This window comes from Pseudomonas sp. BIGb0278, assembly GCF_024809895.1.
In the GTDB taxonomy this organism is placed as follows: Bacteria; Pseudomonadota; Gammaproteobacteria; order Pseudomonadales; family Pseudomonadaceae; genus Aquipseudomonas; species Aquipseudomonas shirazensis.
The window spans coordinates 237,989-263,085 of sequence record NZ_JANUEL010000008.1 but is presented as its reverse complement, the minus strand read 5'-3'; the positions used below and the strand labels follow the sequence as shown (position 1 = coordinate 263,085).

General features: G+C 62.5%; 23 protein-coding genes. 8 read left to right on the top strand and 15 right to left on the bottom strand.

Translation table 11 applies throughout. From position 1 onward, the window contains the following. Positions 1 to 238 precede the first annotated feature (238 nt). The 9 genes from msrQ to mrcB all read right to left on the bottom strand — a co-directional run bounded on the left by msrQ (position 239) and on the right by mrcB (position 10,101). Positions 239 to 850, bottom strand: a complete 612-nt coding sequence (msrQ, locus tag M2396_RS22970; RefSeq protein WP_101322122.1) for a protein-methionine-sulfoxide reductase heme-binding subunit MsrQ — start codon at positions 848 to 850, stop codon at positions 239 to 241. After that, positions 850 to 1,863: a protein-methionine-sulfoxide reductase catalytic subunit MsrP gene (gene msrP / locus M2396_RS22965; RefSeq protein WP_259078888.1), complete on the bottom strand. Its 1,014-nt coding sequence runs from the start codon at positions 1,861 to 1,863 to the stop codon at positions 850 to 852. The genes msrQ and msrP overlap by 1 nt, the downstream gene beginning before the upstream one ends. Positions 1,864 to 1,940: 77 nt before the next feature. Continuing rightward, positions 1,941 to 2,792, bottom strand: coding sequence for a CDP-diacylglycerol--serine O-phosphatidyltransferase (gene pssA, locus M2396_RS22960; RefSeq protein WP_101322124.1), 852 nt, complete (start codon positions 2,790 to 2,792; stop codon positions 1,941 to 1,943). A 144-nt stretch (positions 2,793 to 2,936) separates the two neighbouring features. Then, a complete protein-coding gene (gene ilvC / locus M2396_RS22955) occupies positions 2,937 to 3,953 on the bottom strand; it encodes a ketol-acid reductoisomerase (RefSeq protein WP_101322125.1) in 1,017 nt (338 codons plus the stop codon). Between the two features lie 53 nt (positions 3,954 to 4,006). Then, entirely contained in the window at positions 4,007 to 4,498 is a 492-nt protein-coding gene (ilvN, locus tag M2396_RS22950) for an acetolactate synthase small subunit (protein ID WP_101322126.1), read from the bottom strand. Position 4,499: 1 nt separating this feature from the next. Continuing rightward, positions 4,500 to 6,224: an acetolactate synthase 3 large subunit gene (locus M2396_RS22945; RefSeq protein ID WP_103438855.1), complete on the bottom strand. Its 1,725-nt coding sequence runs from the start codon at positions 6,222 to 6,224 to the stop codon at positions 4,500 to 4,502. Positions 6,225 to 6,631: 407 nt separating this feature from the next. Next, entirely contained in the window at positions 6,632 to 6,964 is a 333-nt protein-coding gene (locus M2396_RS22940; protein ID WP_101322127.1) for a YqcC family protein, read from the bottom strand. Continuing rightward, entirely contained in the window at positions 6,964 to 7,719 is a 756-nt protein-coding gene (locus M2396_RS22935; RefSeq protein ID WP_101322128.1) for a M48 family metallopeptidase, read from the bottom strand. The genes M2396_RS22940 and M2396_RS22935 overlap by 1 nt, the downstream gene beginning before the upstream one ends. A 60-nt stretch (positions 7,720 to 7,779) precedes the next feature. Next, the gene (mrcB, locus tag M2396_RS22930) at positions 7,780 to 10,101 is read right to left on the bottom strand and encodes a penicillin-binding protein 1B (RefSeq protein ID WP_101322129.1); all 2,322 of its coding nucleotides are present in this window, start codon (positions 10,099 to 10,101) and stop codon (positions 7,780 to 7,782) included. 108 nt (positions 10,102 to 10,209) lie between these two features. On the opposite strand from mrcB, the gene M2396_RS22925 reads away from it, so the two are divergent. Beyond that, positions 10,210 to 11,772: a bifunctional aminoglycoside phosphotransferase/ATP-binding protein gene (locus M2396_RS22925; protein ID WP_259078884.1), complete on the top strand. Its 1,563-nt coding sequence runs from the start codon at positions 10,210 to 10,212 to the stop codon at positions 11,770 to 11,772. Positions 11,773 to 11,926: 154 nt separating this feature from the next. Beyond that, complete coding sequence (locus M2396_RS22920; RefSeq protein ID WP_101322131.1) at positions 11,927 to 12,205, top strand: TfoX/Sxy family protein; 279 nt, start codon at positions 11,927 to 11,929, stop codon at positions 12,203 to 12,205. A gap of 205 nt (positions 12,206 to 12,410) precedes the next feature. Here the strand turns inward: M2396_RS22920 and M2396_RS22915 are convergent, their stop codons facing one another. From M2396_RS22915 to M2396_RS22900, 4 genes are read right to left on the bottom strand one after another with little or no spacing between them, the layout of a single operon-like run. After that, positions 12,411 to 13,304, bottom strand: a complete 894-nt coding sequence (locus tag M2396_RS22915; RefSeq protein WP_259078881.1) for a ChaN family lipoprotein — start codon at positions 13,302 to 13,304, stop codon at positions 12,411 to 12,413. An 11-nt stretch (positions 13,305 to 13,315) separates the two neighbouring features. After that, positions 13,316 to 14,086 carry a heme ABC transporter ATP-binding protein gene (locus tag M2396_RS22910; protein WP_409035115.1) on the bottom strand — a complete coding sequence of 257 codons (771 nt, stop codon included), beginning with the start codon at positions 14,084 to 14,086 and terminating at the stop codon, positions 13,316 to 13,318. Then, a complete protein-coding gene (locus M2396_RS22905) occupies positions 14,083 to 15,066 on the bottom strand; it encodes an iron ABC transporter permease (protein WP_181108667.1) in 984 nt (327 codons plus the stop codon). The genes M2396_RS22910 and M2396_RS22905 overlap by 4 nt, the downstream gene beginning before the upstream one ends. A 50-nt stretch (positions 15,067 to 15,116) precedes the next feature. Further along, entirely contained in the window at positions 15,117 to 15,998 is an 882-nt protein-coding gene (locus M2396_RS22900; protein WP_150571331.1) for a hemin ABC transporter substrate-binding protein, read from the bottom strand. A 161-nt stretch (positions 15,999 to 16,159) separates the two neighbouring features. Here M2396_RS22900 and M2396_RS22895 point away from each other — a divergent pair, with 161 nt between their 5' ends. Continuing rightward, entirely contained in the window at positions 16,160 to 16,477 is a 318-nt protein-coding gene (locus M2396_RS22895) for a Rieske 2Fe-2S domain-containing protein (RefSeq protein ID WP_150571330.1), read from the top strand. Here the strand turns inward: M2396_RS22895 and sfsA are convergent. Next, complete coding sequence (sfsA, locus tag M2396_RS22890; protein ID WP_150571329.1) at positions 16,467 to 17,180, bottom strand: DNA/RNA nuclease SfsA; 714 nt, start codon at positions 17,178 to 17,180, stop codon at positions 16,467 to 16,469. The genes M2396_RS22895 and sfsA overlap by 11 nt on opposite strands. Continuing rightward, the gene (locus tag M2396_RS22885) at positions 17,180 to 18,352 is read right to left on the bottom strand and encodes a pyridoxal phosphate-dependent aminotransferase (protein ID WP_181088880.1); all 1,173 of its coding nucleotides are present in this window, start codon (positions 18,350 to 18,352) and stop codon (positions 17,180 to 17,182) included. The genes sfsA and M2396_RS22885 overlap by 1 nt, the downstream gene beginning before the upstream one ends. A 214-nt stretch (positions 18,353 to 18,566) precedes the next feature. Between M2396_RS22885 and dksA the strand changes: the two genes are divergently transcribed. The 5 genes from dksA to M2396_RS22860 all read left to right on the top strand — a co-directional run bounded on the left by dksA (position 18,567) and on the right by M2396_RS22860 (position 24,728). Next, on the top strand, positions 18,567 to 19,013 hold the full coding sequence (gene dksA, locus M2396_RS22880; RefSeq protein ID WP_101322139.1) for an RNA polymerase-binding protein DksA: 447 nt from the start codon (positions 18,567 to 18,569) through the stop codon (positions 19,011 to 19,013). Between the two features lie 64 nt (positions 19,014 to 19,077). Then, positions 19,078 to 19,965 (top strand): tRNA glutamyl-Q(34) synthetase GluQRS, encoded by an 888-nt coding sequence (gluQRS, locus tag M2396_RS22875; protein WP_188036675.1) that lies wholly within the window; start codon positions 19,078 to 19,080, stop codon positions 19,963 to 19,965. Between the two features lie 171 nt (positions 19,966 to 20,136). Then, positions 20,137 to 20,313 carry a hypothetical protein gene (locus M2396_RS22870; protein WP_003250005.1) on the top strand — a complete coding sequence of 59 codons (177 nt, stop codon included), beginning with the start codon at positions 20,137 to 20,139 and terminating at the stop codon, positions 20,311 to 20,313. Beyond that, on the top strand, positions 20,297 to 23,272 hold the full coding sequence (locus M2396_RS22865) for a sensor histidine kinase (protein ID WP_178080795.1): 2,976 nt from the start codon (positions 20,297 to 20,299) through the stop codon (positions 23,270 to 23,272). The genes M2396_RS22870 and M2396_RS22865 overlap by 17 nt, the downstream gene beginning before the upstream one ends. 4 nt (positions 23,273 to 23,276) lie before the next feature. Then, positions 23,277 to 24,728, top strand: a complete 1,452-nt coding sequence (locus M2396_RS22860) for a sigma-54 dependent transcriptional regulator (protein WP_101322142.1) — start codon at positions 23,277 to 23,279, stop codon at positions 24,726 to 24,728. Positions 24,729 to 25,097: the final 369 nt, after the last annotated feature.

The window sequence follows — 25,097 nt, the reverse complement described above, 5'->3', positions numbered from 1 at the left end:
TGCGATCTCTCGTAGCGGGAGGCGAATTCTACAGCGTTACAACCTGCTGTCAACTGCCTTTTTCACCGCTGACGATCTTTCGATCGAAGCCCTTGAAGCATCCCTGAAACTTCTAACTCTTTGAAACTCAAGGAGTTTTCCGCTCCAACTACGCTGGAAGTGGGGCGCATTATAAGCGCTTACAGAAACCCGTCAACCGTTAATTTCAGCTTTGTGCAATATCACTGGAGCAAGCCTCTCACACCGCCCTGCCCCGCCTGCCGATCAACCGTGGAACGCGCCGCGCCACCAGCGGAACCCGCAGCAGCAACAGCAATGCGCCGATCGAGGCATAGATCGCCCACTCTTTAAGGTCCGAGCGCACGATCCACAGGAAATGCAGCAAACCCAGCCCAAGAATCACGTACACCAGCTTGTGCAGCTTCTTCCAACGCGCACCCAGGCGCCGCTGACTGTAACGATTGGAAGTCAGCGCCAAGGCCAGCAAGCCGAGGAAGGCCAGCGCACCGACAATGATGTACGGCCGCTTGCGCAACTCAACGCCGAACTGCCCCCAGTCCAGGCCGAGGATGAACACCATGTAGGTGATCATATGCAGCACTATATAAGCAAAGCTCCACAGCCCCAGTTGCCGGCGGATCACGATCCACCCCGACCAGCCCGTAAGCCGCTGCAGTGGCGTCATGCTCAAGGTGATCAACAGGAAGATCAGCGCCCCCAGGCCCAACCGGTCCATGATGATCTTGCCCAGGTCGGGGCCGAGCTGGTTGGTCGCCGCCTCATACAGCCACCAGCTGGGGAACAGGCAGCCCAGCACAAAGATGCCCAGGCGCAACCAGGGATAGCGCATCAGTAGTTCTTCCGCAGATCAAGGTCGCTGTACAACGACGCGACTTCATCGCCATAGCCGTTGAACATCAAGGTGTCGCGCACGTTCGGGCTGAACAGGCCACTCGGCAGCCGCCGCTCACGGGCCTGAGTCCAGCGTGGATGATCGACCGTCGGGTTGACGTTGGCATAGAAGCCATACTCGGTCGGCGCCAGGCGCTCCCAGGTAGTTTGCGGCTGCTCCGCCACCAGGCTGATGCGCACGATCGACTTGATGCTTTTGAAGCCGTACTTCCACGGCACGATCAGCCGCAGTGGCGCACCATTCTGGTTAGGCAGTTCACGTCCATACATGCCCACCGCAAGAATCGCCAAGGGTTTCATCGCCTCGTCCAGGCGCAGGCCTTCCACGTAGGGCCAGTCGATCAAGGCAAACGATGAGCGCTGGCCGGGCATTACTTTTGGGTCCTGCAGGGTTTCGAAACGCAGGTAGCGCGCCTTCGAAGTCGGCTCGACCTGCTTGAGCACCTGCGCCAGGCTAAAGCCCAACCACGGGATCACCATCGACCAGGCCTCGACGCAGCGCAGCCGATAGATACGCTCTTCCAGCTGATAGGGTTTGACGAAGTCTTCCAGCGCATAGCGCCCTGGCTTGGCCACCTCGCCATCCACCACCAGGCTCCACGGCTCGGTTTTCAGGCTGCCGGCATTCGCGGCTGGATCACCCTTGTCGGTGCCGAATTCATAGAAGTTGTTGTAGTGGGTGGCGTCCTTGAACGGCGTGATCGCCTCGTTCTCCACCATCACTGCGCCCCACCGGGTAGCGCCGAGCTTGTCCTTGAACCAGCCCGGCGCGGCGCCAGGTTCGACATCGGCATAGCGCGAAGGCTCGGCGCCAAGCGCAACGCCAGGCAATGCGGCCACGGCGGCACCCGCCAGGGAGGCACCCAGCATGGTACGGCGAGAAAGGTAGATACCTTCAGGGGTGATCTCCGACGCTTTGCAGTCGGATGGACGAGCGATCTTGATGAGCATAACGGCTCCACAGTACGGGCAACTGATGTACCCGTAAGACTATGGAGCCGGAAGGTTATTCCGTCATTAAATCAACTTCAGTTTTTTTGCCGACGTACCCGCAGCAGATACTGCACCGGGCCCGACACGGCATAACCGAGGAAGATCAACAGCAGAATGCGCGGCGGGTCGCTGAATACCACGGCGAACACCAGCACCACTGCAAGGATCGCCACGAACGGCACCCGCCCGCGCAGGTCGAGTTCCTTGAAGCTGTTGTACTTGACGTTGCTGACCATCAGCATGCCCGCAGCCGCCACCAGCAGCGCCACCAGGAACGACAGCTTCGAGCCCTGAATGCCGAAATCGCTGAAGGCCCATACGGTACCCGCCACCACGCCTGCCGCAGCCGGGCTGGCCAGGCCGATGAAGTAACGTTTGTCAGCAGTGCCGACCTGGGTGTTGAAGCGTGCCAGACGCAGGGCAGCACCAGCAACATAGATGAAAGCAACCATCCAGCCGACCTTGCCCATGTCACCCAGTGCCCAGCCGAATGCCAGCAGCGCCGGCGCCACGCCGAAGGCGACCATGTCCGACAGCGAGTCGTACTCAGCGCCGAATGCGCTCTGGGTGTTGGTCATGCGTGCTACCCGGCCATCCAGGCCGTCGAGCACCATGGCCACGAAAATGGCAATAGCGGCAAAGGCGAAGTACTTGCTCGCCTCGCGCGGGTCACCTGCGCTCATGGCGCTCTGCGCACTGATAGAGCTGATGATCGAGTAGAAGCCGGCGAACAGGTTGGCCGTGGTGAACAGGTTGGGCAGCAGGTAGATACCGCGGTGACGGACCTTGCGCCCTTCGGCGTCATGCCCTTCTTCAACGTGCTCATCTACAGGTAGCAGGCTTTCGGCGTCGGAGGGCGTGTTCGGCTCTTCGGGACGTTCGCTCATGAAAATTACCTTGATTGGAAAATGTTCGATACAGGCTTGCGAAGCACAAACTGACGGCAAGCCACTGGTCGCTTTATACCAGAAGCGCGCCGCTTAAACGAAAAAACGCGGCCTAAGCCGCGTTTTTCATCTCATCGCAAAGACTCAGTTCTTGGTCTTGTCGACGATTTTGTTGGCCGAGATCCAAGGCATCATGGAACGCAGCTGCTCACCGATCACTTCGATACCGTGGGCGGCGTTGTTACGACGCTTGGCGGTCATCGATGGGTAGTTGGTAGCACCTTCGGAGATGAACATCTTGGCGTATTCGCCGTCCTGGATGCGCTTCAGAGCGTTGCGCATGGCCTGACGCGATTCGGCGTTGATGACCTCAGGGCCAGTCACGTACTCACCGTATTCGGCGTTGTTGGAGATCGAGTAGTTCATGTTGGCGATACCGCCTTCGTACATGAGGTCAACGATCAGTTTCAGTTCGTGCAGGCACTCGAAGTAGGCCATTTCTGGCGCGTAGCCAGCTTCAACCAGGGTTTCGAAACCGGCTTTGACCAGCTCGACGGTACCGCCACACAGAACAGCCTGCTCGCCGAACAGGTCGGTTTCAGTCTCGTCCTTGAAGGTGGTTTCGATGATGCCGGTACGGCCGCCGCCGACGCCTGCAGCGTACGACAGAGCAACGTTCTTGGCGTTGCCCGAGGCGTCCTGGTAGATAGCGATCAGGTCAGGGATGCCGCCGCCTTTGACGAACTCGGAACGCACGGTGTGGCCTGGGGCCTTCGGCGCGATCATGATCACGTCGAGGTCAGCACGTGGCACGACCTGGTTGTAGTGGATCGCGAAGCCGTGGGAGAAGGCCAGGGTGGCGCCTTTCTTGATGTTCGGCTCGATTTCGGTCTTGTACAGAGTGCCCTGGAATTCGTCCGGGGTCAGGATCATGACCAGGTCGGCAGCAGCGACAGCCGAAGCCACGTCAGCCACTTTCAGGCCGTGAGCTTCTGCCTTGGCAACGGTAGCCGAGCCTTTACGCAGACCGACAGTTACGTCTACACCGGAGTCTTTCAGGTTGCATGCCTGAGCGTGGCCTTGCGAACCGTAGCCGATGATGGCGACTTTCTTACCCTGGATGATGGAAAGGTCGCAGTCTTTGTCGTAGAAAACTTTCATGAAATACCCCTGTTAGATCTCGGCCCCTGCGGAGCCATAGCTATTTGTTTAAGTTAGACGCTGAGCACTTTGTCGCCACGGGCAATGCCGGTAACGCCGCTGCGCACGGTTTCGAGAATCGATGCAGTGCCGATCGCCTGGATGAAGCTGTCCAGCTTGTCGCTGGTGCCGCTCAGTTGCACGGTATACACACTGGCGGTGACGTCGACGATCTGCCCACGGAAAATATCCGTGGTGCGTTTGATCTCGGCGCGCTGGGCGCCGGTTGCCTTGACCTTGACCAGCATCAATTCGCGCTCGATGTGCGCGCTCTCCGACAGGTCGACCAGCTTCACCACTTCTACCAGCTTGTTCAGGTTCTTGGTGATCTGCTCGATCACCTCGTCATGACCAACGGTAGTCAGGGTCAGGCGCGAGAGGGTTGGGTCCTCGGTCGGCGCCACGGTCAGGCTTTCAATGTTGTAGTTGCGCTGGGAAAACAGGCCGACCACGCGAGACAAGGCACCGGGTTCGTTTTCCAGCAGCAGGGAAATGATGTGCCGCATATCAGGTACGCTCCGTCTTGCTCAGCCACATGTCGCGCATCGAGCCGTCTTTGATCTGCATCGGGTAGACGTGCTCGGTGCGGTCAATCGCGATATCGATGAACACCAGCCGGTCTTTCATGGCGAACGCTTCTTCCAGCTTGGGCTTGAGGTCCTTGAGGCTGGTGATGCGGATACCGACGTGGCCATAGGCCTCGACCAGTTTGACGAAGTCCGGCAGCGATTCGACATACGAATGCGAGTGACGGCCGTTGTAGGCCATGTCCTGCCACTGGCGAACCATGCCCAGCACACCGTTGTTCATGTTGACGATCTTCACCGGCAGGCCGTACTGCATGCAGGTAGACAGCTCCTGGATGTTCATCTGGATGCTGCCTTCGCCGGTCACACAGGCCACGTCCTGGTCGGGGAAGTTGAGCTTGACGCCCATCGCCGCCGGGAAGCCGAAGCCCATGGTGCCCAGGCCACCGGAGTTGATCCAGCGGTTCGGCTTGTTGAAGCGGTAATACTGCGAAGCGAACATCTGGTGCTGGCCGACATCGGAGGTGATGTAAGCATCGCCATTGGTCACTTCACACAGGGTTTCGATCACGGTCTGCGGTTTGATCACGCTGCCGTCGCCCTTGTCGTAAGGGAACAGGCCGCGGTCGCCACGCCATTCGTCGATCTGCTTCCACCAGGCATCCAGCGCAGCCTTTTCAGGCTGCTGACCGATTTCCTTGAAGATCGCCAGCATCTCGCTGAGCACGCTGTCGACTGGACCTACGATCGGCACGTCGGCCTTGATCGTTTTCGAGATGGACGCCGGGTCGATGTCGATGTGGATGATCTTGGCATTCGGGCAGAACTTGGCCGGGCCGTTGATCACACGGTCATCGAAACGCGCGCCGACAGCCAGGATCACGTCGGCATGGTGCATCGCCTGGTTGGCGGTGAAGCTGCCATGCATACCGAGCATGCCGAGGAACTGGCGGTCGGTACCGGGGAAGCCACCCAAGCCCATCAGGGTGTTGGTGACCGGCAGGTTCAGCGACTTGGCGATCTCGGTCAGGGTCTCGGAGCCACCACCGAGGATCACACCACCCCCGGAGTAGACGATCGGACGCTTGGCGGCGAGGATCATCTCGGCTGCCTTGCGGATCTGCCCCGAGTGACCACGTACGGCCGGGCTGTAGGAACGCAGCTTGACCTTCTTCGGATAGACGTACTCGAACTTCTCGGCCGGGTTGGTCATATCTTTTGGAATGTCGACCACGACCGGGCCAGGACGACCGGATTGCGCCAGGTAGAAGGCCTTTTTCATGACTTCGGGGATTTCCGAGGCATGCTTGATCATGAAGCTGTGCTTCACGATCGGCCGGGAAATACCGATCATGTCGGTTTCCTGGAAGGCGTCGGTGCCGACCATGGTGCTAGGCACCTGGCCCGACAGGATCACCATCGGAATCGAGTCCATGTACGCGGTGGCAATACCGGTGATGGCATTGGTTGCACCCGGGCCGGAAGTCACCAGCACTACGCCAGCCTTGCCGGTGGCACGGGCATAGCCGTCAGCCATGTGGGTTGCAGCCTGCTCGTGACGAACCAGGATGTGCTCGACTTCCGGCTCTTTGAACAGCGCGTCGTATACATGAAGGAGAGCACCGCCAGGGTACCCGTAGATGTGCTTAACGCCTTCGTCACGCAAGAAGCGGACGACCATCTCAGCGCCAGATAAAAGCTCCACGTTGTTCACCTCTAAAACGCCAGAATACCGTCCCTGATGGACGGGTCTTAATAGGTTTACTGCCAAGCAGAGCACGAGCGAACGTCAGCACTGACTGAGCAAGTATTGGGAGCGCCCCAGAGTGTTGCGGGGTTTTCCCACCCAGCGCGAGGTAACGCGTTGCGGGGTGTTACAAGTCGGCGCGGGTATGCGCCTCATGATCTGCTTAGCGGGTCTGCTTCTGGCAGTCCCTCTAAAGCGGAACCTGATTCTTGTGATTCGCCGAGGTTATGTCAAGAAAAATTATTGCCAATTTTTCCTCGAGATGAATTTGTTCCACCACGAATACAGTTCACAGCAGCAGAAAACCAAACAAAAACCAAAAAAAGAGCCGCAATCTGCGGCTCTAGTCTGAAAAAGAGCAGAAATCAGGCGGATGTGCCGATCAATTGGTCAAATTCAGCCAATAGTCGGCGCAGCTCGCGACTTTGCTCCGGGCGATCACTGAAAACCGTTTCAGCCATGACCAGAATGCCCGAGGCGTTCGGCAGCGGCTGGGCGTGTTCGAGGATGAACGCCATGCGTGGCAGGAAAATCCACTGCAGCCACTGCTCAAAGCTCATCACATCGACCGCAAACGGCGTGACACTGGCCAGCGCTTCGGCACTGGGTGCCTGCTCGCTCCACCAGCCCTGACTGCGCAACTCGTGCTCGATCAGCAGCAAATGGTCGGCGATGTCGAGAATGCGTTGCTCGACCATTACAGATTGACCCGGGCTTTCTGCCGAGCCAGTGCGGCGCCGGCGCTGTCACCCTGCTTCTCACGGGCCTGGGCAATGGTGTTCCACAGCTCCGCTTGTAAGCTTGGGCGACCATTGGCGTAGGTCAGCGCGCGGCGTGCGAGTTGCTCGGCCTGGGCCGAATCACCCTGGGCCAGGCGCACCTGGGCCAGGCGGAACAGCACCTGCGGCTCGCGCGGGGCAATGCGCTGGGCGCGCTCAAGGCTCGACGAAGCGCCATTGAGGTCGCCACCGCCTTGTTGCTGCTGGGCCGTGGTCAACAGCGCCAGCACCGGGCCATCGAGCTGCTCGTCAGCCGACAGGCCGCCAGCTGGCGCGCTGCGCGGGATACCGGTAGGCGCACTGGTCGCCGCCGGGGTGCTGTTCATCGAGGCGATGTCGAAAGGCTCGTCGGCAATCGGGTTGGGGTTGGTGGTAATCGGCGTGGTATCGATCGGCGCGCTGCTGATCGGCGCCGCGTTGCCAGCCGGGAAGGTCTGGATCGACGAAGCACCGGCGCCTTGCGGGATCATCACGGTCACGCCGGAGTCCTCAGGCAGCGACTGCGCCTGGCTGGTGCCATTGGCGGTAACCGGCGTGCGCTGGTTGGCGGTGACCCGCTCGCTGTTGGATACCCGGGTGCTCGAGTCGACCACCGGAATGTTGCCGCGTGGAACGCTGGCGCAGCCATGGAGCATGGCCAGCGCGGTCAAGGCAGGAAGCCACCACTTGTTCACTTGTTACCCTCTCTAAATGCGGCTACGGGCCAGTGGGTCATCCCCGCCGGCCCGCAGTGCTCAATTCATCCAACCCTTGACCCAATCCATGACCGAGTCGGCCGGTTGCTGTTCACCACCGCAGGCAGCGCCAGCGGCCGGTTCGCTGCCGCGAATATACGGCATCTGCACTGCTCCCGGACAGCTGCTGTCCGAGCCCTGCCCGCTGTATGGGTCGATCCAGGCCTGGACGATGTTGTCCGGCTGCGGCATGTCCAGTGGCAACGGGTCGGCCTTGCGCATGAAGCTGGTCCAGACCTGCAACGCACCGGTGGCGCCGGTGAACGGTGTCTTGCCGTTGTCGTCGCGGCCGAGCCAGACCACCGCCAGCAGATCCTGGCTGAAACCGGAGAACCAGCTGTCGCGCGAATCGTTACTGGTGCCGGTCTTGCCGGCCAGCGTCAGCGAGCTTGGCAGGACACTGTAGACCGAACGCCCGGTACCTTCACGCATGACCCGCTGCATGGCGTTCTGGACCAGATAAATGGCACCTGGATCGAAGCTCTGCTGGATCTGGAACGGGTAGCGTTTGAGCGGCTCGCCTTCGGCGGTGAGCACACTGCGAATGCCGCGCATCGGCGTGTTGAAGCCACCGTTGGCGATGGTTTGGTACATGGTCGCGACCTGCATCGGCGACATCCCGCCAGCGCCGAGCAACATCGACGGGAACGCCGGCCAGTCGACATTGACGCCGAGCCGACCGATGGTCTTGAGCACGTTCGGCACGCCGACTTCCAGGCCTAGCTTGGCGGTCGACAGGTTGTACGAGTTGGCCAGGCCTTGATACAGGTAGATAGTGCCATGCGCACGGCGGTCGTAGTTCTGTGGACGCCAGACCTGGCCATCCGCACCCTTGACCGAGAACGGCTCGTCTTGCAGCCAACTGGTCAGGGTGTACTTGCTCGGTTTTTCCAGTGCACTGAGGTACACCGCCGGCTTCACCAGCGAGCCGATCGGGCGCACTGCATCGATGGCGCGGTTGAAGCCGGCAAAGCCGGACTGGCGGCTGCCGATCAAGGCCTGGACTTCGCCGGTTTCCGGATTGGTCACGACCATCGCCGACTCGACCGCATCCGAGCCCTTGCGCCCGGCCAGACGCTTGAACGTCTCGCTCATGGCAGTCTCGGCCTTCATCTGCAGGATCGGGTCGAAGCTGGTGAAGATGCGCAGGCCTTCTTCGGTCAAGTCTTCGTCACGGTAGTCCTGGCGCAGCTGACGCTTGACCAGATCAAGGAAGGCCGGGAACGAGCTATCGGCGAGGCTGCCGCGCTTGGTCACGCCCAGTGGCATTTTCTTCGCCGCGTCGACTACTTCCTGGCTGGCCACACCCTGCTCGGCCAACAGGTCGAGGACCAGGTTACGGCGCACCAGCGCACGCTCAGGCGAGCGCCGCGGGTTGTAGTAGGACGGGCCCTTGACCATGCCCACCAGCAAGGCGATCTGGTGCAGCTTGAGCTCTTGCAGCGGCTGGCTGAAGAAGAACTGGCTGGCCAGACCGAAGCCATGCACAGCACGTTGGCCATCCTGACCGACAAAGACCTCGTTGAGGTAGGCCTCGAGAATCTCGCGCTTGTCGTAATGCATTTCGAGCAATACGGCCATCATCGCTTCGGTCAGCTTGCGCGTCAGGCTGCGTTCGCTGGTCAGGTAGAAGTTTTTTACCAGCTGTTGAGTCAGGGTACTACCGCCCTGGCGCATGGCGCCGGACGAAGTGTTGACCCAGATCGCCCGGGCGATGCCCTTGGGTGACACACCAAAGTGGCTGTAGAAGTCGCGGTCTTCGGTGGCAACCAGGGTTTCCAGCAGGTACGGAGGCACCTGATCGATCTTGATCAGGATGCGATCTTCGAGGTTTTTCGGGTAGATGCCGCCGATCATCAGCGGCTCGAGCCGGACCACATCGAGCTTGCCGCCATTGGCGCCAGTCATGCCGGCCACATAATCGCCCGAGAAGCGCACACGCACGAACTGCGCAGGTTCCAGGCCTTCATAGAATTGGAAGCCGCGGGTGTTCAGGTCGACATTGTTGCCGTTGACCGACGCCGCGCCTGGGCCATTGGCCGCGGTTTCACGGCGGTAGCCAAGGGCGTCGAGTTCGGTGAGGAAGTCGTCCTTGCTCAGCTTCTGGCCGACGAACAGCTCCAGCGGCCGGGCATACACTTTGGCCGGGATGGTCCAGCGCTTGCCGGAGAACTTCTCCTGGACGATGGCATCGAGGTAGATAGCAAAGCCGGCGAGCAGCACCAGGCCGACCAGGCTCAGTTTGAGAGCCCAGCCCAGCCAGACGCGCGAGCGACCAGGCGAGCGTTTTTGCGCAGTACGGGAATTTCGGGATCGAGTCATGGCGGCGGATTATACGCACTTTAGTCAAGGCAGGCCCGGCGGTATGCAGGGACGGCACCATTGACCATAATGGCGCATTCGAATTCCCTTATCCCGGAAGGATTGCCCGTGAGCCAAGCCCTCATCAGTGCCCTGCAGAACCCCGCCCTTTACCCGCACCCGGTCAGCGGCTTCCAGCTTATCGAGACGCACATCTCCTGGGTCCTGCTCACCGGTGAGTACGCCTACAAGATCAAGAAACCGATGAACTTCGGTTTTCTCGACTTCACCGGCCTCGACCAGCGTGAACACTTTTGTAACGAAGAACTGCGCCTGAACCAGCGCCTGACCGACGACCTGTACCTGGACGTGCTGCCGATCACCGGCAGCGCCGAGGCGCCGCAACTGGGCGGCGCAGGTGCACCGATCGAGTTCGCCCTGCGCATGCGCCAGTTCCCCCAGAGCAACATGCTCAGCACGCTGCAGGCCAACGGTGAACTGACCGCCAGCCACATCGACCAGATGGCGCGGCAGATTGCCGAGTTCCACCAGCAGACGCCAAAGGTCGCCGCCGAGCAGCCATTCGGCACCCCGGACAGCGTGATGGCACCGGTCGAACAGAACTTCGAGCAGATTCGCCCGTTCCTCAGCGACAAGGCCGACCTGCAGCAGCTGGACAACCTGCAAGCCTGGGCCCGCAGCAGCTTCGACCGCCTGCATGGCCTGTTCGAGGCGCGCAAGCGTGACGGCTTCATCCGCGAATGCCACGGTGACATCCACTTGGGCAATGCCACGGTGATCGACGGCAAGGTGGTGATCTTCGACTGCATCGAGTTCAACGAGCCATTCCGCATGACCGATGTCTGGGCTGACACCGGCTTCCTCGCCATGGACCTCGAAGACCGTGGCCTGAAGTGTCTGGCGCGGCGCTTCGTCAGCCAGTACCTGGAACTGACCGGCGACTACCAGGGCCTGGAGCTGCTCAACTTCTACAAGGCCTACCGCGCCCTGGTGCGGGCCAAGGTCGCCCTGTTCAGCATGCCGGCCGACGCCGATGGCGTGCAGCGCGCCACCACCCTGCGCACCTACCGCAACTACGCCAACCTGGCGGAAAGCTACAGCGCCATCCCTTCACGCCTGCTGGCGATTACCCATGGCGTTTCGGCTGTGGGCAAAAGCCACGTGTCGATGCGCCTGGTCGAAGCACTGGGGGCGATCCGAGTGCGCTCCGATGTCGAGCGCAAGCGCCTGTTCGGTGAACAACTGGCTCAGGCTGCCGGCCAACTGCAAGGCGGCATTTACGCCGAAGATGCCAGCGCCGCTACCTATCAGCGTCTGCATCAACTGGCCGACGTGATTCTGCGCGCGGGCTTCCCGGTAGTGCTCGACGCCACCTACCTCAAGCGCGAACAGCGCCAGGCCGCCGCCAGCGTCGCCAACCAGACCGGGGTGCCATTGCTGATCCTCGATTGCCACGCGCCGGATGCGGTCATCGAAAGCTGGCTGGCACAGCGTCAGGCTGAGCAGCTTGACCCTTCCGACGCCACCCTTGAAGTGGTCAAGGCTCAGCAGGCCAGCCGCGACCCGCTGGACGAGCAGGAGCTGCGCGACAGCACCCGCGTCGACACCCAGCAGGGCGCCGCCATGGACGCCGTGATCGAGCAGATTCGTCAGCGCCTGCCCGGCCTGTAACATCTCCAAAGCGCGGGGCAGCAATTGCCCTGTGCTGCCCTGCCCGCCGCGCACGGCGGGCTTTGCGGGCGAATTCGCCAACCCCCGCTACACTCCTGTCTGACCTGCTCACGATTTTCGATATGCCCCCGTTCAGCCATCGCAAGGAGGCTCGATGAACGATGAGTTGCAGCACCTGAAAAACCTCGGCAAGACCTCTGCGCAGTGGTTGCATGCGGTCGGCATCCACAGTGCATCCGACTTGCGCAGGCTCGGCGCGGTCGGCGCTTATCAGGCAGTGAAGAGTAGAGGCTTTCGCGCGTCCAAGGTCCTGCTGTATGCAATCGAGGGGGCGTTGCTCGACATGCATTGGAATGATTTGCCGGCCGAACGCAAGGAAGCACTGAATCAACAGCTGGACGCAAAATGCACGCTGCAGAAAAATCTTAAATAAATTGCAGCGAAGGGATTGACGCAGAAATGAGAATCGTTATGATTATCACAACTGGTCGCGAGACTGGTTGGGTAATTTGAAAGACCTTGGTTCGGACTCTCAGATTATCTCCTCATCAGGCTAATCACGGTTATTGACCCGGCTTTTTGCCGGGTCTTTTTTTGCCTGCGATTTGGGCTCAAGCGCCGCCGCTAGCCGCGGATGATCAGTGCTGGCTGCGCAACTGGGCGCAGTAGTCCTGCTCTGGCAGCGCCGCCGTAAACCAGACATAGTCGGCCATGCCCGGCTGCACTTCGCTGCCGACTTCGGCCAGCAACAAGACTTTGCTCGCGCCCTTGGCGCCGAGATCAGCCAAATGCAGCGGCACGCCGAGGTCGTTGCGCACGTGGGCACTGCCGGCGAACAGTAACGCCGGTTGCGCTGCCGCCAGCAACCGCTCGGCGATACGCCGGTCGCGTTGCTGCTGCACCGCGAGCATTGCCGGCAACTGGCTTTCAGGCAGCAGCCCGCAGTGCCCCTCACGCACTTGCTTGAGCAGTTCGGCTTTGACAGCAGGCGCACTCGAGCGCTGGCCACTCAGCGCAGCAGGCTGCCGGTAGGCCTGGCGCATTTCGCTGGTGGACAGATTGGCCGCCAGCAGCGGGGTCGACTGCTGCAACGCCTGGCGCACGATCGGGCCGTACAGCGCCCAGTCCCAGCCGTCCTGCCAGGCCAGGGCTTTGCCCAAGTCGGCCGGCAGTTGCGCGGCGCCAGCCACCGCGTCGACCCGCGCCTGCTGCTCGGGCTGGAGCATTTCCAACAGCAGGCTGCCTTGCGCTCGGCGCGCCTGCAGCGCCTTTAGCAGCCACAGCTGCAGCGCGTGGTGATCAGGGTTGTCGTGCTTCTCTCCAACCAGCACCCGCGGCGCCTGCGCCAACTCATCCAGCAGTTGCTCAGGGCTGAGCAGGCGGCCACTGGCGAGTTCCCGAATCTGCCCCAGTTGCGCACTGGTGCGGCCCTCGCTGGCTTGCCAGACGGGCAGCGGCGGCAGGCTGGCCTGTCGCGCCTGACAGCCGCCAAATACAACCAGCAAACCAAGCAACAACAGGCGACAGATCATGGGCAAGCTCCTTAGCGCATGATGATCAGCGGGTGGCCGCGTTCAGGATGATCCTGCACCAGCACATCGATGCCGAACACCGCCTTCAGCGCCTCTGGCGCCAGGACCTCGCGCGGGCTGGCCAGGGCGTGGCAACGGCCGTGCTCGAGCAGCATCAGCTGGTCACAGTAGCGCGCGGCCAGGTTCAGGTCATGCAGGATTACCAGTACCGCCGCGCCGCGGTCGGCAAAGCTGCGCACGGCCTGCAAGGTGGTGTGCTGGTGCAGCGGGTCGAGCATCGAGGTGGGTTCATCGAGCAGCAGCGTCGCGCCCGCCTCGCCTGGCCATAATTGCGCCAGCACCCGCGCCAGATGCACACGCTGGCGCTCACCGCCCGACAACGCCAGGTAACTGCGCTCAAGCAGGTGCTGGGCATCTGCGGCGTGCAGCGCAGCTTCGATGATCTCGCGGTCACGCTGCTGGCCGCTGGCATGGGGCAAGCGGCCAAGACCGACCACTTCTTCAACGCGAAAGGCAAAGCCAAGGCTGGACACCTGCGGCAGCACCGCCAATTGCCGTGCCCGCGCCTGCCCGGCCCATTCGGCCAGGCCCCGCCCGCCAAGGCGCACCTGGCCCTGACTGGGGATCAGTTCACCGCACAGCGCGCCGAGCAGGCTGCTCTTGCCAGCGCCATTGGGGCCCAGCACACCAAGGATCTGCCCAGGCATCAGGCTCAGGCTTATATCGTGCAGCACTTCGGTGCTACCACGCTGCAAGTGCAGGCCTTTGGCTTCGAGCATCAGTGGCGCCCCTTGAGCAGCAACAGCAAAAAGAACGGCGCCCCAATGAACGCAGTAACGATGCCGATCGGCAGTTCGGCGGGCGCCAGCGCCAGCCGTGCGACCAGGTCAGCGAACAGTAGCAGCGAGCCGCCGGCAAGCAATGAAGCGGGCAGCAGCACCCGGTGATCCGGCCCGGCCAGCAGCCGCACCAAGTGCGGCACCACCAGCCCGATAAAGCCGATCAGCCCGGCGGCGGCCACTGCTGCGCCTACGCCCAAGGCCGTGCAGAACACCAGCTCGCGCTTCAGCGACTCGACCTCGACGCCCAGATGCCGCGCCTCCGACTCGCCCAACAGCAAGGCATTGAGTGCCTGCGCCCGCCGCGGCAGCCACAGCGCCACGGCGAGGGTCACCACCAGCAACGGCCACAGCCGGGCATAGCTGGCGCCGTTAAGGCTGCCCAGGTTCCAGAAGGTCAAGGTGCGCAGGGTGGCGTCATCGGCCAGGTAGGTGAACAAGCCCACTGCCGAGCCGGCCAGGGCAGTCAGCGCGATACCGGCCAGCAGCATCGTGGCGACATTGGTTTGACCGTCACGCCGGCCCAGCCGGTAGACCAGCGCGGTGACTCCAAGGCCACCGGCAAAGGCACACACCGACAGCAGATACGGCGCAAACCACTCCGGGATACCGCCCAGCCAACTGCCGCCGACAATCGCAATAGCGGCGCCGAGCGCAGCACCGCTAGCCACGCCGACCAGCCCTGGGTCCGCCAGCGGGTTGCGAAACAGGCCTTGCATGGCCACTCCGGACAACGCCAGCACGGCGCCCACCGCCAGCCCGAGCAAGGTCCGCGGCAGGCGGATCTGCCCCAGGATCAGCTCGGCCTGCTCCAGCCCATCAGCGGCAATCGGCACGCCGAGCAGGCGCAAGCCGGCGCGCAGGGTATCCAGCAATGGCAGGCTGACCGGCCCCAGCGCCAGCGACAGCCATACTGCGAGCAGGCAGAGCAGGCTCAGACCGATGAACAAGGTGCGCGGCTGAACCCTCTGTTTCATGGGGCGAAGCTGGCCTTGGCCTGTGGATAGAACTCACCCGCCAGCTGCTGCAGAGTCGCCGGCAGACGCGGGCCGAGGCCGCCCACCAGCAGGGTTGGGTCCAGCGACACCAGGCGCTTCTCGCGCACCGCGCGCGAGCTGGCCAGGCCTGGATTTTCCTTGAGCAGCGCTTGCACCGCCTGCTCACCACTCAAGCTGCGGTCGGCAATCACCACCACGTCGGGGTCGAGCGCTGCCAGTGCTTCGACCGAGAAGTTCTTGTAGCCCTGATGCTCGGCCAGGTTACGCCCGCCGGCCTGGCCCAGCAGCCAGTCCCCTGCCGTACCCGCGCCGGCGATCAATGGCTTGGCACCGGCATGGCCGACCAGCAGCAACACCCCGGGCGCTTTCTGCGCAGCCTGCGCCTGTTTGACCTTGGTCTGTACGGCGTCCAGCTCATGATGGAACTGTCCAGCGAGCAGCCCGGCGCGGCCGTCCTCGCCAAGCAGACGGCCCAGTTTCTCAAGGTTGGCATCCAGTGCCGCCAGCTCAGGCTTGCTCGAGAACACCTCGACCCGCACCCCGGCCTGGCGAATCTGCGCCAGCACCGGCGGCGGGCCCATTTCGTCAGTGCCGACCAGCAGATCAGGACGCAGGCTGAGGATGCCCTCGGCCGACAATTGGCGCTGATAGCCGATGCTCGGCAGCGCAGTCAGTGCCTCGGGGTGCTGACTGGTGGTATCGACGCCGACCAGCCGCTGCTCACCACCCAGCGCGCTGATCCACTCACTCAAGGCACCGCCGGCACTGACCCAGCGCTGCGGTAGTTCGGCAGCCGCCGTCTGAGTGGACATCACAAGTGCAGCGCACAGGGCAAGCAGAGCAGCAGGACGGCGCATAAGCGGATTCCTTTACAGAAGACAGGCCGTGCGCCTTGTGGCACACGACAGAACTGCGCACCATAGTCGGCCAACGCAACAGCGCACAGTTTGATAATTATTCTCATTGAGCGTCAAGCGCTGCCTTGTGCCAACCTTTTACCGCAGGACGATTTCCCGCGATGCAGCTTCTATGTGCTTCCGAGCAACTTGCTGAAGGCCACAGCCGTGCATTCAACGTAGCAGGGCAGGCGCTGTTTGCCGTGCGTCGCCACGGCCAGGTGTTTGTCTATCGCAACCGCTGCCCGCACAAGGGCATCCCGTTGAACTGGGCAGACGACACGTTTCTGGATGCCAGTGCCAGCCTGATCCACTGCGCCCAGCATGGGGCGCTGTTTCTGATCGAGAGTGGCGAGTGCGTGGCCGGCCCGTGCGAGGGCGAGCAGCTGCACGCCCTGGCCTGCCATGAAGACAGCCAGGGCATCTGGCTCAGCGCGTGAGCAACACCGGCAGCGGGCGGTCGATGCGAATCTGCTGGGCATCCAGGCAGGTGCCGTAGGCGATCACCTCGACGCCTTCGGCAACAGCTGAGCGCAACGCCGTGGCGTAGGCGGCATCGATTTCTTCGGCAGGCCGCACCGCTTCGATCCCGCTGAGATTGACGCAATACAGCTGCACCGCACGAATCCCCTGGCGGGCCAGTGCCGCCAGCTCGCGCAGATGCTTGGCACCGCGCTGAGTGACGGCATCGGGAAACGCCGCCACTGCGCTGTCCGGGTAGCCGAGGGTGACACTCTTGACCTCGACATAGGCAGGCCCACTGGCAAACTCCAGACGAAAATCAATCCGGCTGCGCTCGCTGCCATAGGCCACCTCGCGCTTGAGTGCGGTAAACCCGGCCAGCTCGCTGATCACCCCGGCGTGCAAAGCCTCTTCAACCAGTGCGTTGGCCCGGCCGGTATTGATGCAGGCCAGCCGGCCCTGTGGCGTCTCGCTGATTTCCCAGGTGCCGGGCAGCTTGCGCTTGGGGTCGTTGGAGCGACTGAACCAGACCTGCCCGCCTTCGCGCATGCAGTTGAGCATCGAACCGGTATTGGGGCAGTGAATGGTCAGCAGCTCGCCGTTGGCCAGTTCGATATCGGCCAGAAAGCGCTTGTAGCGGCGCAGCAGGCGGCCCTGTTCCAGTTGAGGAAACTGCGCCATCAGCCTTGCCAACTACGCAGGCCGCGGGCCAACCGCTCAACCGCCTGTTCCAGCCGCGGCAAGCTCTGGGTATAGGCGAAGCGCACATGGTGCCCAGCCTGATGGCGGCCGAAGTCCAGGCCCGGAGTAAACGCCAGATGTTCGGTTTCGAGGAAGTGCCGGCAGAAGGCGAAGGCGTCGCCACCGAACTTGCTGATGTCGGCATATAGATAGAAGGCGCCTTGCGGCTCGACGGCAATGCCGAAGCCAAGGTTGCGCAACGCCGGCAGCAAATAGTCGCGGCGCTTGGCAAATTCGCCACGGCGCTGTTCGAGAATGGCCAGGGTGTCATCCTCGAAACAGGCCAGCGCGGCGTGCTGGGCCATGCTTGGGGCGCTGATGTAGAGGTTTTGCGCAAGCTTCTCAAGATCGGCCACCGCCTGCGGCGGCGCGACCAGCCAGCCCAGGCGCCAGCCGGTCATGCCGAAATATTTGGAAAAACTGTTCAGCACAAAGGCTTCATCGGCCACTTCGAGCACACTCGGCGCATCCATACCGTAGGTCAGGCCGTGATAGATCTCGTCCACCACCAGATGGCCATCACGGGCGCGTATCGCTTGCGCCAGGCCGGCCAGTTCATCGCGGTCGAGCACGGTACCGGTGGGGTTGGCCGGCGAGGCCACCAGTGCACCGACGCTGTCCTGGTTCCAGTGCTGCGCGACCAACTCGGCGGTCAGCTGATAATTGACCTCTGGCCCGACCGGCACCAACTGCGCGGCGCCCTCGACCAGCCGCAGGAAATGCCGATTGCACGGGTAGCCCGGGTCTGCCAGCAGCCAGTGTTTGCCGGGGTCGACCAGCAAGCTGCTGGCCAACAGCAGCGCGCCCGAGCCGCCTGGCGTGATCAGGATGCGCTGCGGGTCGATGTCCAGCCCGTAGCGCTTGCCATAAAAGGCAGAGATCGCTTCGCGCAGTGCGGGTAGCCCGCGCGCGGCGGTGTAACGGGTATGCCCCGCCGCCAGCGCAGCCTGGCCGGCAGCCACGATCGGCGCGGCGGTGGTGAAATCCGGCTCGCCGATTTCCAGATGGATCACGTCATGGCCGGCGGCCTGCAGCTCGTTGGCGCGGGCCAACAGGGCCATGACATGGAAAGGTTCGATGGCGCGGCTGCGCGCGCTGTAGGACTGAGCCATTGTGGGCCTTCTATGAAATGCATCTAGACTGGTGAATCAAGCGTCAACATGCCACTGAACGCGTAGCGCGGGCCGCTGTCAACAGTGAGATCGGCCGGGGTAGCGCACCCCCGATCTATCTGGTAAGTTCGGCGGCTCGCAGTCGCAGGGCCGGCGGTCGCCGGAGATGGAGCATCCTGCGCATTGGATCAGATGAGTGAGAGGCGGTCTATTCATGTCCACCCTAGAAAAGCAAAAAGCCAGTCAGAACCTTTATGGGGTTGAGCCCTATCAGGAGAGCAAGGGTGAAGAGTACATGGGTGAACCCATGCGCAAGCACTTCACCAAGATCCTGAGTGCTTGGAAGCAAGAGTTGATGATCGGCGTCGACAAGACCGTTGACCATATGAAAGAAGAGGCGGCCAACTTTGCCGACCCAGCGGACCGCGCCTCGCAAGAGGAAGAGTTCGCCCTTGAACTGCGCGCCCGCGATCGCGAGCGCAAGCTGATCAAGAAGATCGACAAGACCCTGCAGTTGATTGTCGACGAGGAATACGGCTGGTGCGAAGCCTGTGGCATCGAGATCGGCCTGCGCCGTCTGGAAGCTCGCCCTACCGCTGACCTGTGCTTCGATTGCAAGGAAGTGGCAGAGAAGAAAGAAAAGCAGGTCGGCAAAGCCTGATCGTGCTTTTCATCGAACGGGGCGCTCAGGCGCCCCGTTTTTCATTGTGAAGATGACGTAAACCATGACTGCCTCCCCCTACGTCGGGCGCTTCGCCCCTACCCCCAGTGGTTTCCTGCACTTCGGCTCGCTGGTGGCCGCCCTGGCCTCGTGGCTGGACGCCCGCGCCGTCAATGGCCGCTGGCTGCTGCGCATGGAAGACACCGACCCGCCGCGCGAGATGCCCGGCGCACGCGATGCGATCCTGCGCACCCTCGAAGGCTACGGCCTGCACTGGGACGGCCAGGTGGTGTACCAGAGCCAGCGCCATGCTGCCTATGCCGACGTGGTCGAGCACCTGTTCCGTCAGGGGCTGGCATACGCCTGCACCTGCTCGCGCAAGCAACTGGAGGGCAGCAACGGCATCTACCCTGGCACTTGTCGCAACGCCGGTCACGCCCGCGAGGGCGCGGCGATCCGCTTGCGCGTGCCGGAGCTGAGCTATCGCTTCGATGACCGTGTGCAAGGGCCGTTCGCCCAGCACCTGGGCCGCGAAGTCGGCGACTTCATCATCCAACGCCGCGATGGTTTGTACGCCTACCAGCTGGCGGTGGTGTTGGACGATGCCTGGCAAGGCGTTACCGATATCGTGCGCGGCGCCGATTTGCTCGACAACACCCCGCGTCAGCTGTACCTGCAAGAACTGCTGGGTTTTTCCCAGCCGCGCTACCTGCACATCCCGTTGCTGATCCAGCCCGACGGGCACAAGTTGGGTAAATCGTACCGCTCGCCACCGCTGGCACCTGAGCAGGCCACCCCTCTCCTGCTGCGCGCGCTGCGTGCACTGGGCCAAGCGACCGAGCCTGCGCTTGAGCAGGCCAGCCCGGCTGAGGTGCTGGAGATCGCGCGCCAGCGCTGGCGCCCTGAGGCCATCGCCCGCCAATTGACCTTGGCCGAGGCTAATCTGCGCTAGTTGCCGGCCCCGCGCCGAGGGCTCGCTGCAGCCCTTGGCGCGCGGTAAAAATCGAGCAAATTCAATTTCTTGCCCACAGCCGTAGAATCCCGCTAGCATCGGCCCGGCCGTTGGCGCCGATTTGCGCCAATATTAAGTGCAAACCCGCAGCGCCCACTCATCGAGGCCCGCATGTACATCTATCGCTTGGTCCTGCTGCTGGTGGTCGGGATCTACCTGTTCTCGCCGGCCATCATGGACTGGTGGATCGAGCCCACCGGCGCCTGGTACCGCCCGTACCTGCTGTGGCTGATCCTGATCGTCGTCACCTTCATCCTGCAGAGCCAACGAGATGCCGATGAGCTTTAGCCTGACCCAGATGATCCTGATCAGCGCCGGGTACCTGCTGGTACTGTTCGGCGTCGCCTGGATCAGCGAGCGCGGGCTGATCCCGCGTTCGGTCATCCGTCACCCGCTGACCTATACCTTGTCGCTCGGCGTCTACGCCAGCGCCTGGGCCTTCTACGGCTCGGTCGGCCTGGCCTATCAGTATGGCTATGGCTTTCTTGCCTGTTACCTGGGCGTGTCGGGGGCGTTTCTGCTGGCGCCGGTGCTGCTCTATCCGATCCTGAAGATCACCCGCACCTACCAGTTGTCATCCCTGGCCGACCTGCTCGCGTTTCGCTTTCGCAGCACCTGGGCCGGCGCGCTGACCACCATCTTCATGTTGATTGGCGTGCTGCCGCTGCTGGCCCTGCAGATCCAGGCGGTGGCCGACTCGATCAATATCCTCACCGGCGAGCCGGTCAAGGCCCGGGTAGCGTTCGCCTTTTGTGCGCTGATCACCCTGTTCACCATCTTCTTCGGCTCGCGCCATATCGCCACCCGCGAGAAACACGAAGGGCTGGTGTTCGCCATCGCCTTCGAGTCGGTGATCAAGCTGATCGCCCTCGGCGGGGTCGGCCTGTATGCGCTGTATGGTGTGTTCGGCGGCCCACACGGCCTGGAAGTGTGGCTGCTGCAAAACCAGACCGCCCTCGCCGCGCTGCACACGCCACTGCAGGAGGGCCCATGGCGCACGTTGCTGCTGGTGTTCTTCGCCTCGGCGATCGTCATGCCGCACATGTACCACATGGCCTTTACCGAAAACCTCAGCCCGCGCGCACTGGTCAGCGCCAGCTGGGGCCTGCCGTTGTTCCTGCTGCTGATGAGCCTGGCCGTGCCGCTGATCCTGTGGGCAGGGCTGCGCCTGGGCGCGAGCACCAACCCCGAGTATTTCACCCTCGGCCTGGGCATTGCCGCCAATAATGAAGCACTGGCACTGCTGGCTTACGTCGGCGGTTTGTCGGCTTCCAGCGGGCTGATCATCGTCACCACCCTGGCGCTGTCGGGCATGGCCCTCAACCACCTGGTGCTACCGCTGTATCAGCCACCGGCCGAAGGCAATATCTATCGCTGGCTGAAGTGGACCCGGCGCGCGCTGATCGTCGCCATCATCACCGCCGGCTTCGTCTTCTACCTGACCCAGAACAACCACCAGAGTCTGGCCAACCTCGGCATCGTTGCCTTTGTCGCCACCTTGCAGTTCCTCCCCGGCGTGCTTTCGGTGCTGTACTGGCCGACCGCCAACCGCCGTGGCTTCATCGCCGGCCTGCTGGCGGGCATGCTGGTGTGGATGGTGACCATGCTGTTGCCGCTGCTAGGCAACCTGCAGGGCTTCTATATCCCGCTGCTGGACATGATCTATGTGCTTGACGATACCAGCTGGCACATGGCGGCGATTGCGTCGCTGGCCGCCAACGTCTTGCTGTTCACGCTGATCTCGCTGTTCACCAACGCCAGCAGTGAAGAAGTCAGCGCCGCTGAAGCCTGTGCGGTCGACAACGTGCGCCGGCCACAGCGGCGTGAACTGCACGCCGCTTCGCCGCAGGAGTTCGCCACCCAGCTGGCCAAACCGCTGGGCGCCAAGGCTGCGCAAAAAGAAGTTGAGCAAGCCCTGCGCGACTTGTACCTGCCGTTCGACGAACGCCGCCCTTACGCCCTGCGCCGTCTGCGCGATCGCATCGAGGCCAACCTGTCCGGTCTGATGGGCCCAAGCGTTGCGCAGGACATGGTCGAAACCTTCTTGCCGTACAAATCCGGCAACGAAAATTACGTAACCGAAGATATCCACTTCATCGAAAGCCGTCTTGAGGATTACCACTCGCGCCTGACCGGCCTGGCCGCCGAGCTCGATGCGCTGCGCCGTTACCACCGCCAGACCTTGCAGGAACTGCCCATGGGGGTCTGCTCGCTGGCCAAGGATCAAGAGATCCTGATGTGGAACAAGGCCATGGAAGAGCTGACCGGGATTGCCGCCAAGCACGTGGTCGGCTCGCGCCTGGTCACCATCGCCGAGCCCTGGCGCGGGCTGCTACAGGGCTTTATCGACCTGCCCGACGAGCACCTGCACAAGCAGCGCCTGGGCCTCGACGGCCAGACCCGCTGGCTCAACCTGCACAAAGCCGCCATCGACGAGCCTTTGGCACCGGGCAACAGCGGCCTGGTACTGCTGGTCGAAGACCTCACCGATACCCAGGCGCTGGAAGACAAACTGGTGCATTCCGAGCGCCTGGCCAGTATTGGCCGCCTTGCCGCCGGGGTCGCCCACGAGATCGGCAACCCGATCACCGGCATCGCCTGCCTGGCGCAGAACCTGCGCGAAGAGCGTGAGGACGATGGCGAGATCACCGAGCTGTCCAGCCAGATCATCGAGCAGACCAAACGCGTCTCGCGCATCGTCCAGTCATTGATGAGCTTCGCCCATGCCGGCGGCAGCCACCAGAACAACGAAGAGCCGGTGTGCCTGGCCGAGGTCGCCCAGGATGCGATCGGCCTGCTGGCCCTCAACCGGCGCAATTTCGAGGTGCAGTTCTTCAACCTGTGCGACCCGGATCACTGGGCCGAGGGTGACCCGCAGCGCCTCGCCCAGGTGCTCATCAACCTGCTGTCCAACGCCCGTGATGCCTCGCCCGCCGGCAGTGCCGTGCGCGTGCGCAGTGAAGTCAGCGAGCACACCGTCGACCTGGTGGTCGAGGACGAGGGCAGCGGCATTCCGAAAAACATCATGGACCGTCTGTTCGAACCGTTCTTCACCACCAAGGACCCTGGCGAGGGAACCGGACTGGGGCTTGCACTGGTCTATTCCATCGTGGAAGAGCATTATGGGCAAATCACCATCGACAGCCCCGCCGATATCGAACGGCAGCGTGGCACCCGGATCCGCGTGACCCTGCCCCGGCATGTCGTAGCGACGTCCCCTGAAATTCGCGACCGTCGAGAGAATTGAATCAATGCCGCATATTCTGATCGTCGAAGACGAAACCATCATCCGCTCGGCCTTGCGTCGTCTGCTTGAACGCAACCAGTACCAGGTCAGCGAAGCGGGCTCGGTGCAGGAAGCCCAGGAACGCTTCAGCATTGCCACATTTGACCTGATCGTCAGCGACCTGCGCCTGCCTGGCGCCCCCGGTACCGAGCTGATCAAGCTAGGCCAGGGCATCCCGGTGCTGATCATGACCAGCTACGCCAGCCTGCGCTCGGCGGTGGACTCGATGAAAATGGGCGCGGTCGATTACATCGCCAAGCCGTTCGACCACGACGAGATGCTGCAGGCAGTTGCGCGCATTCTGCGTGATCGCCAGAACGCCCCGGCGGCCGCCACCAGCAGCCTCGAGCCGCGCAGCAACGGCAAACCGGCTGTTGCCGACAAGGGCAGCCACAATGCTGCCAATGGCGAGATCGGCATCATTGGCACCTGCGCGCCGATGCAGGACCTCTACAGCAAGATCCGCAAAGTGGCACCGACCGACTCCAATGTGTTGATCCAGGGTGAGTCGGGTACTGGCAAAGAGCTGGTCGCACGCGCACTGCACAATCTGTCGCGACGGGCCAAGGCGCCGATGATTTCGGTCAACTGCGCAGCCATCCCTGAAACCTTGATCGAGTCGGAACTGTTCGGCCACGAAAAAGGCGCGTTCACCGGCGCCAGCGCCGGGCGTGCCGGTTTGGTCGAAGCAGCTGACGGCGGCACGCTGTTCCTCGATGAAATCGGCGAGCTGCCACTCGAAGCCCAGGCGCGCCTGTTGCGCGTGCTGCAGGAAGGCGAGATCCGCCGGGTTGGCGCGGTGCAATCGCAAAAGGTCGACGTGCGCCTGATCGCTGCGACCCACCGTGACCTGAAAAACCTGGCCAAGGTCGGCCAATTCCGCGAAGACCTTTATTACCGCCTGCACGTGATCGCCCTCAAGCTGCCGGCCTTGCGCGAGCGCGGCAGTGACGTCAACGAAATCGCCAGCGCCTTCCTCGCCCGCCAGAGCGCACGTATCGGTCGCGATGACCTGCACTTCTCCAGCGAGGCCGAGCAGGCGATTCGTCATTACAGCTGGCCGGGTAACGTGCGCGAGTTGGAAAACGCGGTCGAGCGCTCGGTGATCCTCAGCGAGAGCCCGGAAATTTCCGCCGAGCTGCTGGGCATCGACATCGAGCTGAGTGACCTGGACGACGATGACCTGCTTGACGGCATGTCCGCCCTGGGCAGCGTCAGTGCCGGTAACGCCAGCCACGAGCCGACCGAGGATCTGTCGCTGGAAGACTACTTCCAGCACTTCGTGCTCGAGCATCAGGACCACATGACCGAGACCGAACTGGCGCGCAAGCTCGGCGTCAGCCGTAAATGCCTGTGGGAGCGGCGCCAGCGCCTGGGCATCCCACGGCGCAAGAGCAACGCCACCAGCGACAACTGATCGGTGCCCAATAACGGGGCAAGCCGTCTACCACGGGGTTACCGTGGCAGAGGGCTTGCCCCGTTTGCGTTTGTGCAGGTAACACCCCAGCGCGCCTGCAAAAATCTGTTACCCATCCCCGCCTGCCGTAACAGCCACCGAGGCGTACGGTAACGAAATTTCTACATTTGCTCCGCTCTCGACCTGAGCAAAACCCGGAAACCCCCCGTATTTGCTGGGTTTTCAAAAGTTGGCACGGCACCTGCTATATCTTTGGTACAAGAACAATAACAAGCATTGCAACTCAGAATAAGAACAAGACGAAACGGCTCACGCACAATAAAAACAAGACGGCGGAGGCGCAGCTAACTGATTCTTTTGGAGAGGAGT

Excerpts from the sequence above, each read along its gene's own strand:
- ilvC (WP_101322125.1), bottom strand. The coding sequence starts at position 3,953 with ATGAAAGTTTTCTACGACAAAGACTGCGACCTTTCCATCATCCAGGGT.
- gluQRS (WP_188036675.1), top strand. The coding sequence starts at position 19,078 with ATGACTGCCTCCCCCTACGTCGGGCGCTTCGCCCCTACCCCCAGTGGT.
- sfsA (WP_150571329.1), bottom strand. The coding sequence starts at position 17,180 with ATGGCGCAGTTTCCTCAACTGGAACAGGGCCGCCTGCTGCGCCGCTAC.
- M2396_RS22920 (WP_101322131.1), top strand. The coding sequence starts at position 11,927 with ATGAACGATGAGTTGCAGCACCTGAAAAACCTCGGCAAGACCTCTGCG.
- M2396_RS22865 (WP_178080795.1), top strand. The coding sequence starts at position 20,297 with ATGCCGATGAGCTTTAGCCTGACCCAGATGATCCTGATCAGCGCCGGG.
- msrQ (WP_101322122.1), bottom strand. The coding sequence starts at position 850 with ATGCGCTATCCCTGGTTGCGCCTGGGCATCTTTGTGCTGGGCTGCCTG.
- mrcB (WP_101322129.1), bottom strand. The coding sequence starts at position 10,101 with ATGACTCGATCCCGAAATTCCCGTACTGCGCAAAAACGCTCGCCTGGT.
- M2396_RS22900 (WP_150571331.1), bottom strand. The coding sequence starts at position 15,998 with ATGCGCCGTCCTGCTGCTCTGCTTGCCCTGTGCGCTGCACTTGTGATG.
- M2396_RS22915 (WP_259078881.1), bottom strand. The coding sequence starts at position 13,304 with ATGATCTGTCGCCTGTTGTTGCTTGGTTTGCTGGTTGTATTTGGCGGC.
- msrP (WP_259078888.1), bottom strand. The coding sequence starts at position 1,863 with ATGCTCATCAAGATCGCTCGTCCATCCGACTGCAAAGCGTCGGAGATC.
- M2396_RS22860 (WP_101322142.1), top strand. The coding sequence starts at position 23,277 with ATGCCGCATATTCTGATCGTCGAAGACGAAACCATCATCCGCTCGGCC.
- M2396_RS22895 (WP_150571330.1), top strand. The coding sequence starts at position 16,160 with ATGCAGCTTCTATGTGCTTCCGAGCAACTTGCTGAAGGCCACAGCCGT.
- ilvN (WP_101322126.1), bottom strand. The coding sequence starts at position 4,498 with ATGCGGCACATCATTTCCCTGCTGCTGGAAAACGAACCCGGTGCCTTG.
- M2396_RS22885 (WP_181088880.1), bottom strand. The coding sequence starts at position 18,352 with ATGGCTCAGTCCTACAGCGCGCGCAGCCGCGCCATCGAACCTTTCCAT.
- M2396_RS22940 (WP_101322127.1), bottom strand. The coding sequence starts at position 6,964 with ATGGTCGAGCAACGCATTCTCGACATCGCCGACCATTTGCTGCTGATC.
- dksA (WP_101322139.1), top strand. The coding sequence starts at position 18,567 with ATGTCCACCCTAGAAAAGCAAAAAGCCAGTCAGAACCTTTATGGGGTT.
- pssA (WP_101322124.1), bottom strand. The coding sequence starts at position 2,792 with ATGAGCGAACGTCCCGAAGAGCCGAACACGCCCTCCGACGCCGAAAGC.
- M2396_RS22870 (WP_003250005.1), top strand. The coding sequence starts at position 20,137 with ATGTACATCTATCGCTTGGTCCTGCTGCTGGTGGTCGGGATCTACCTG.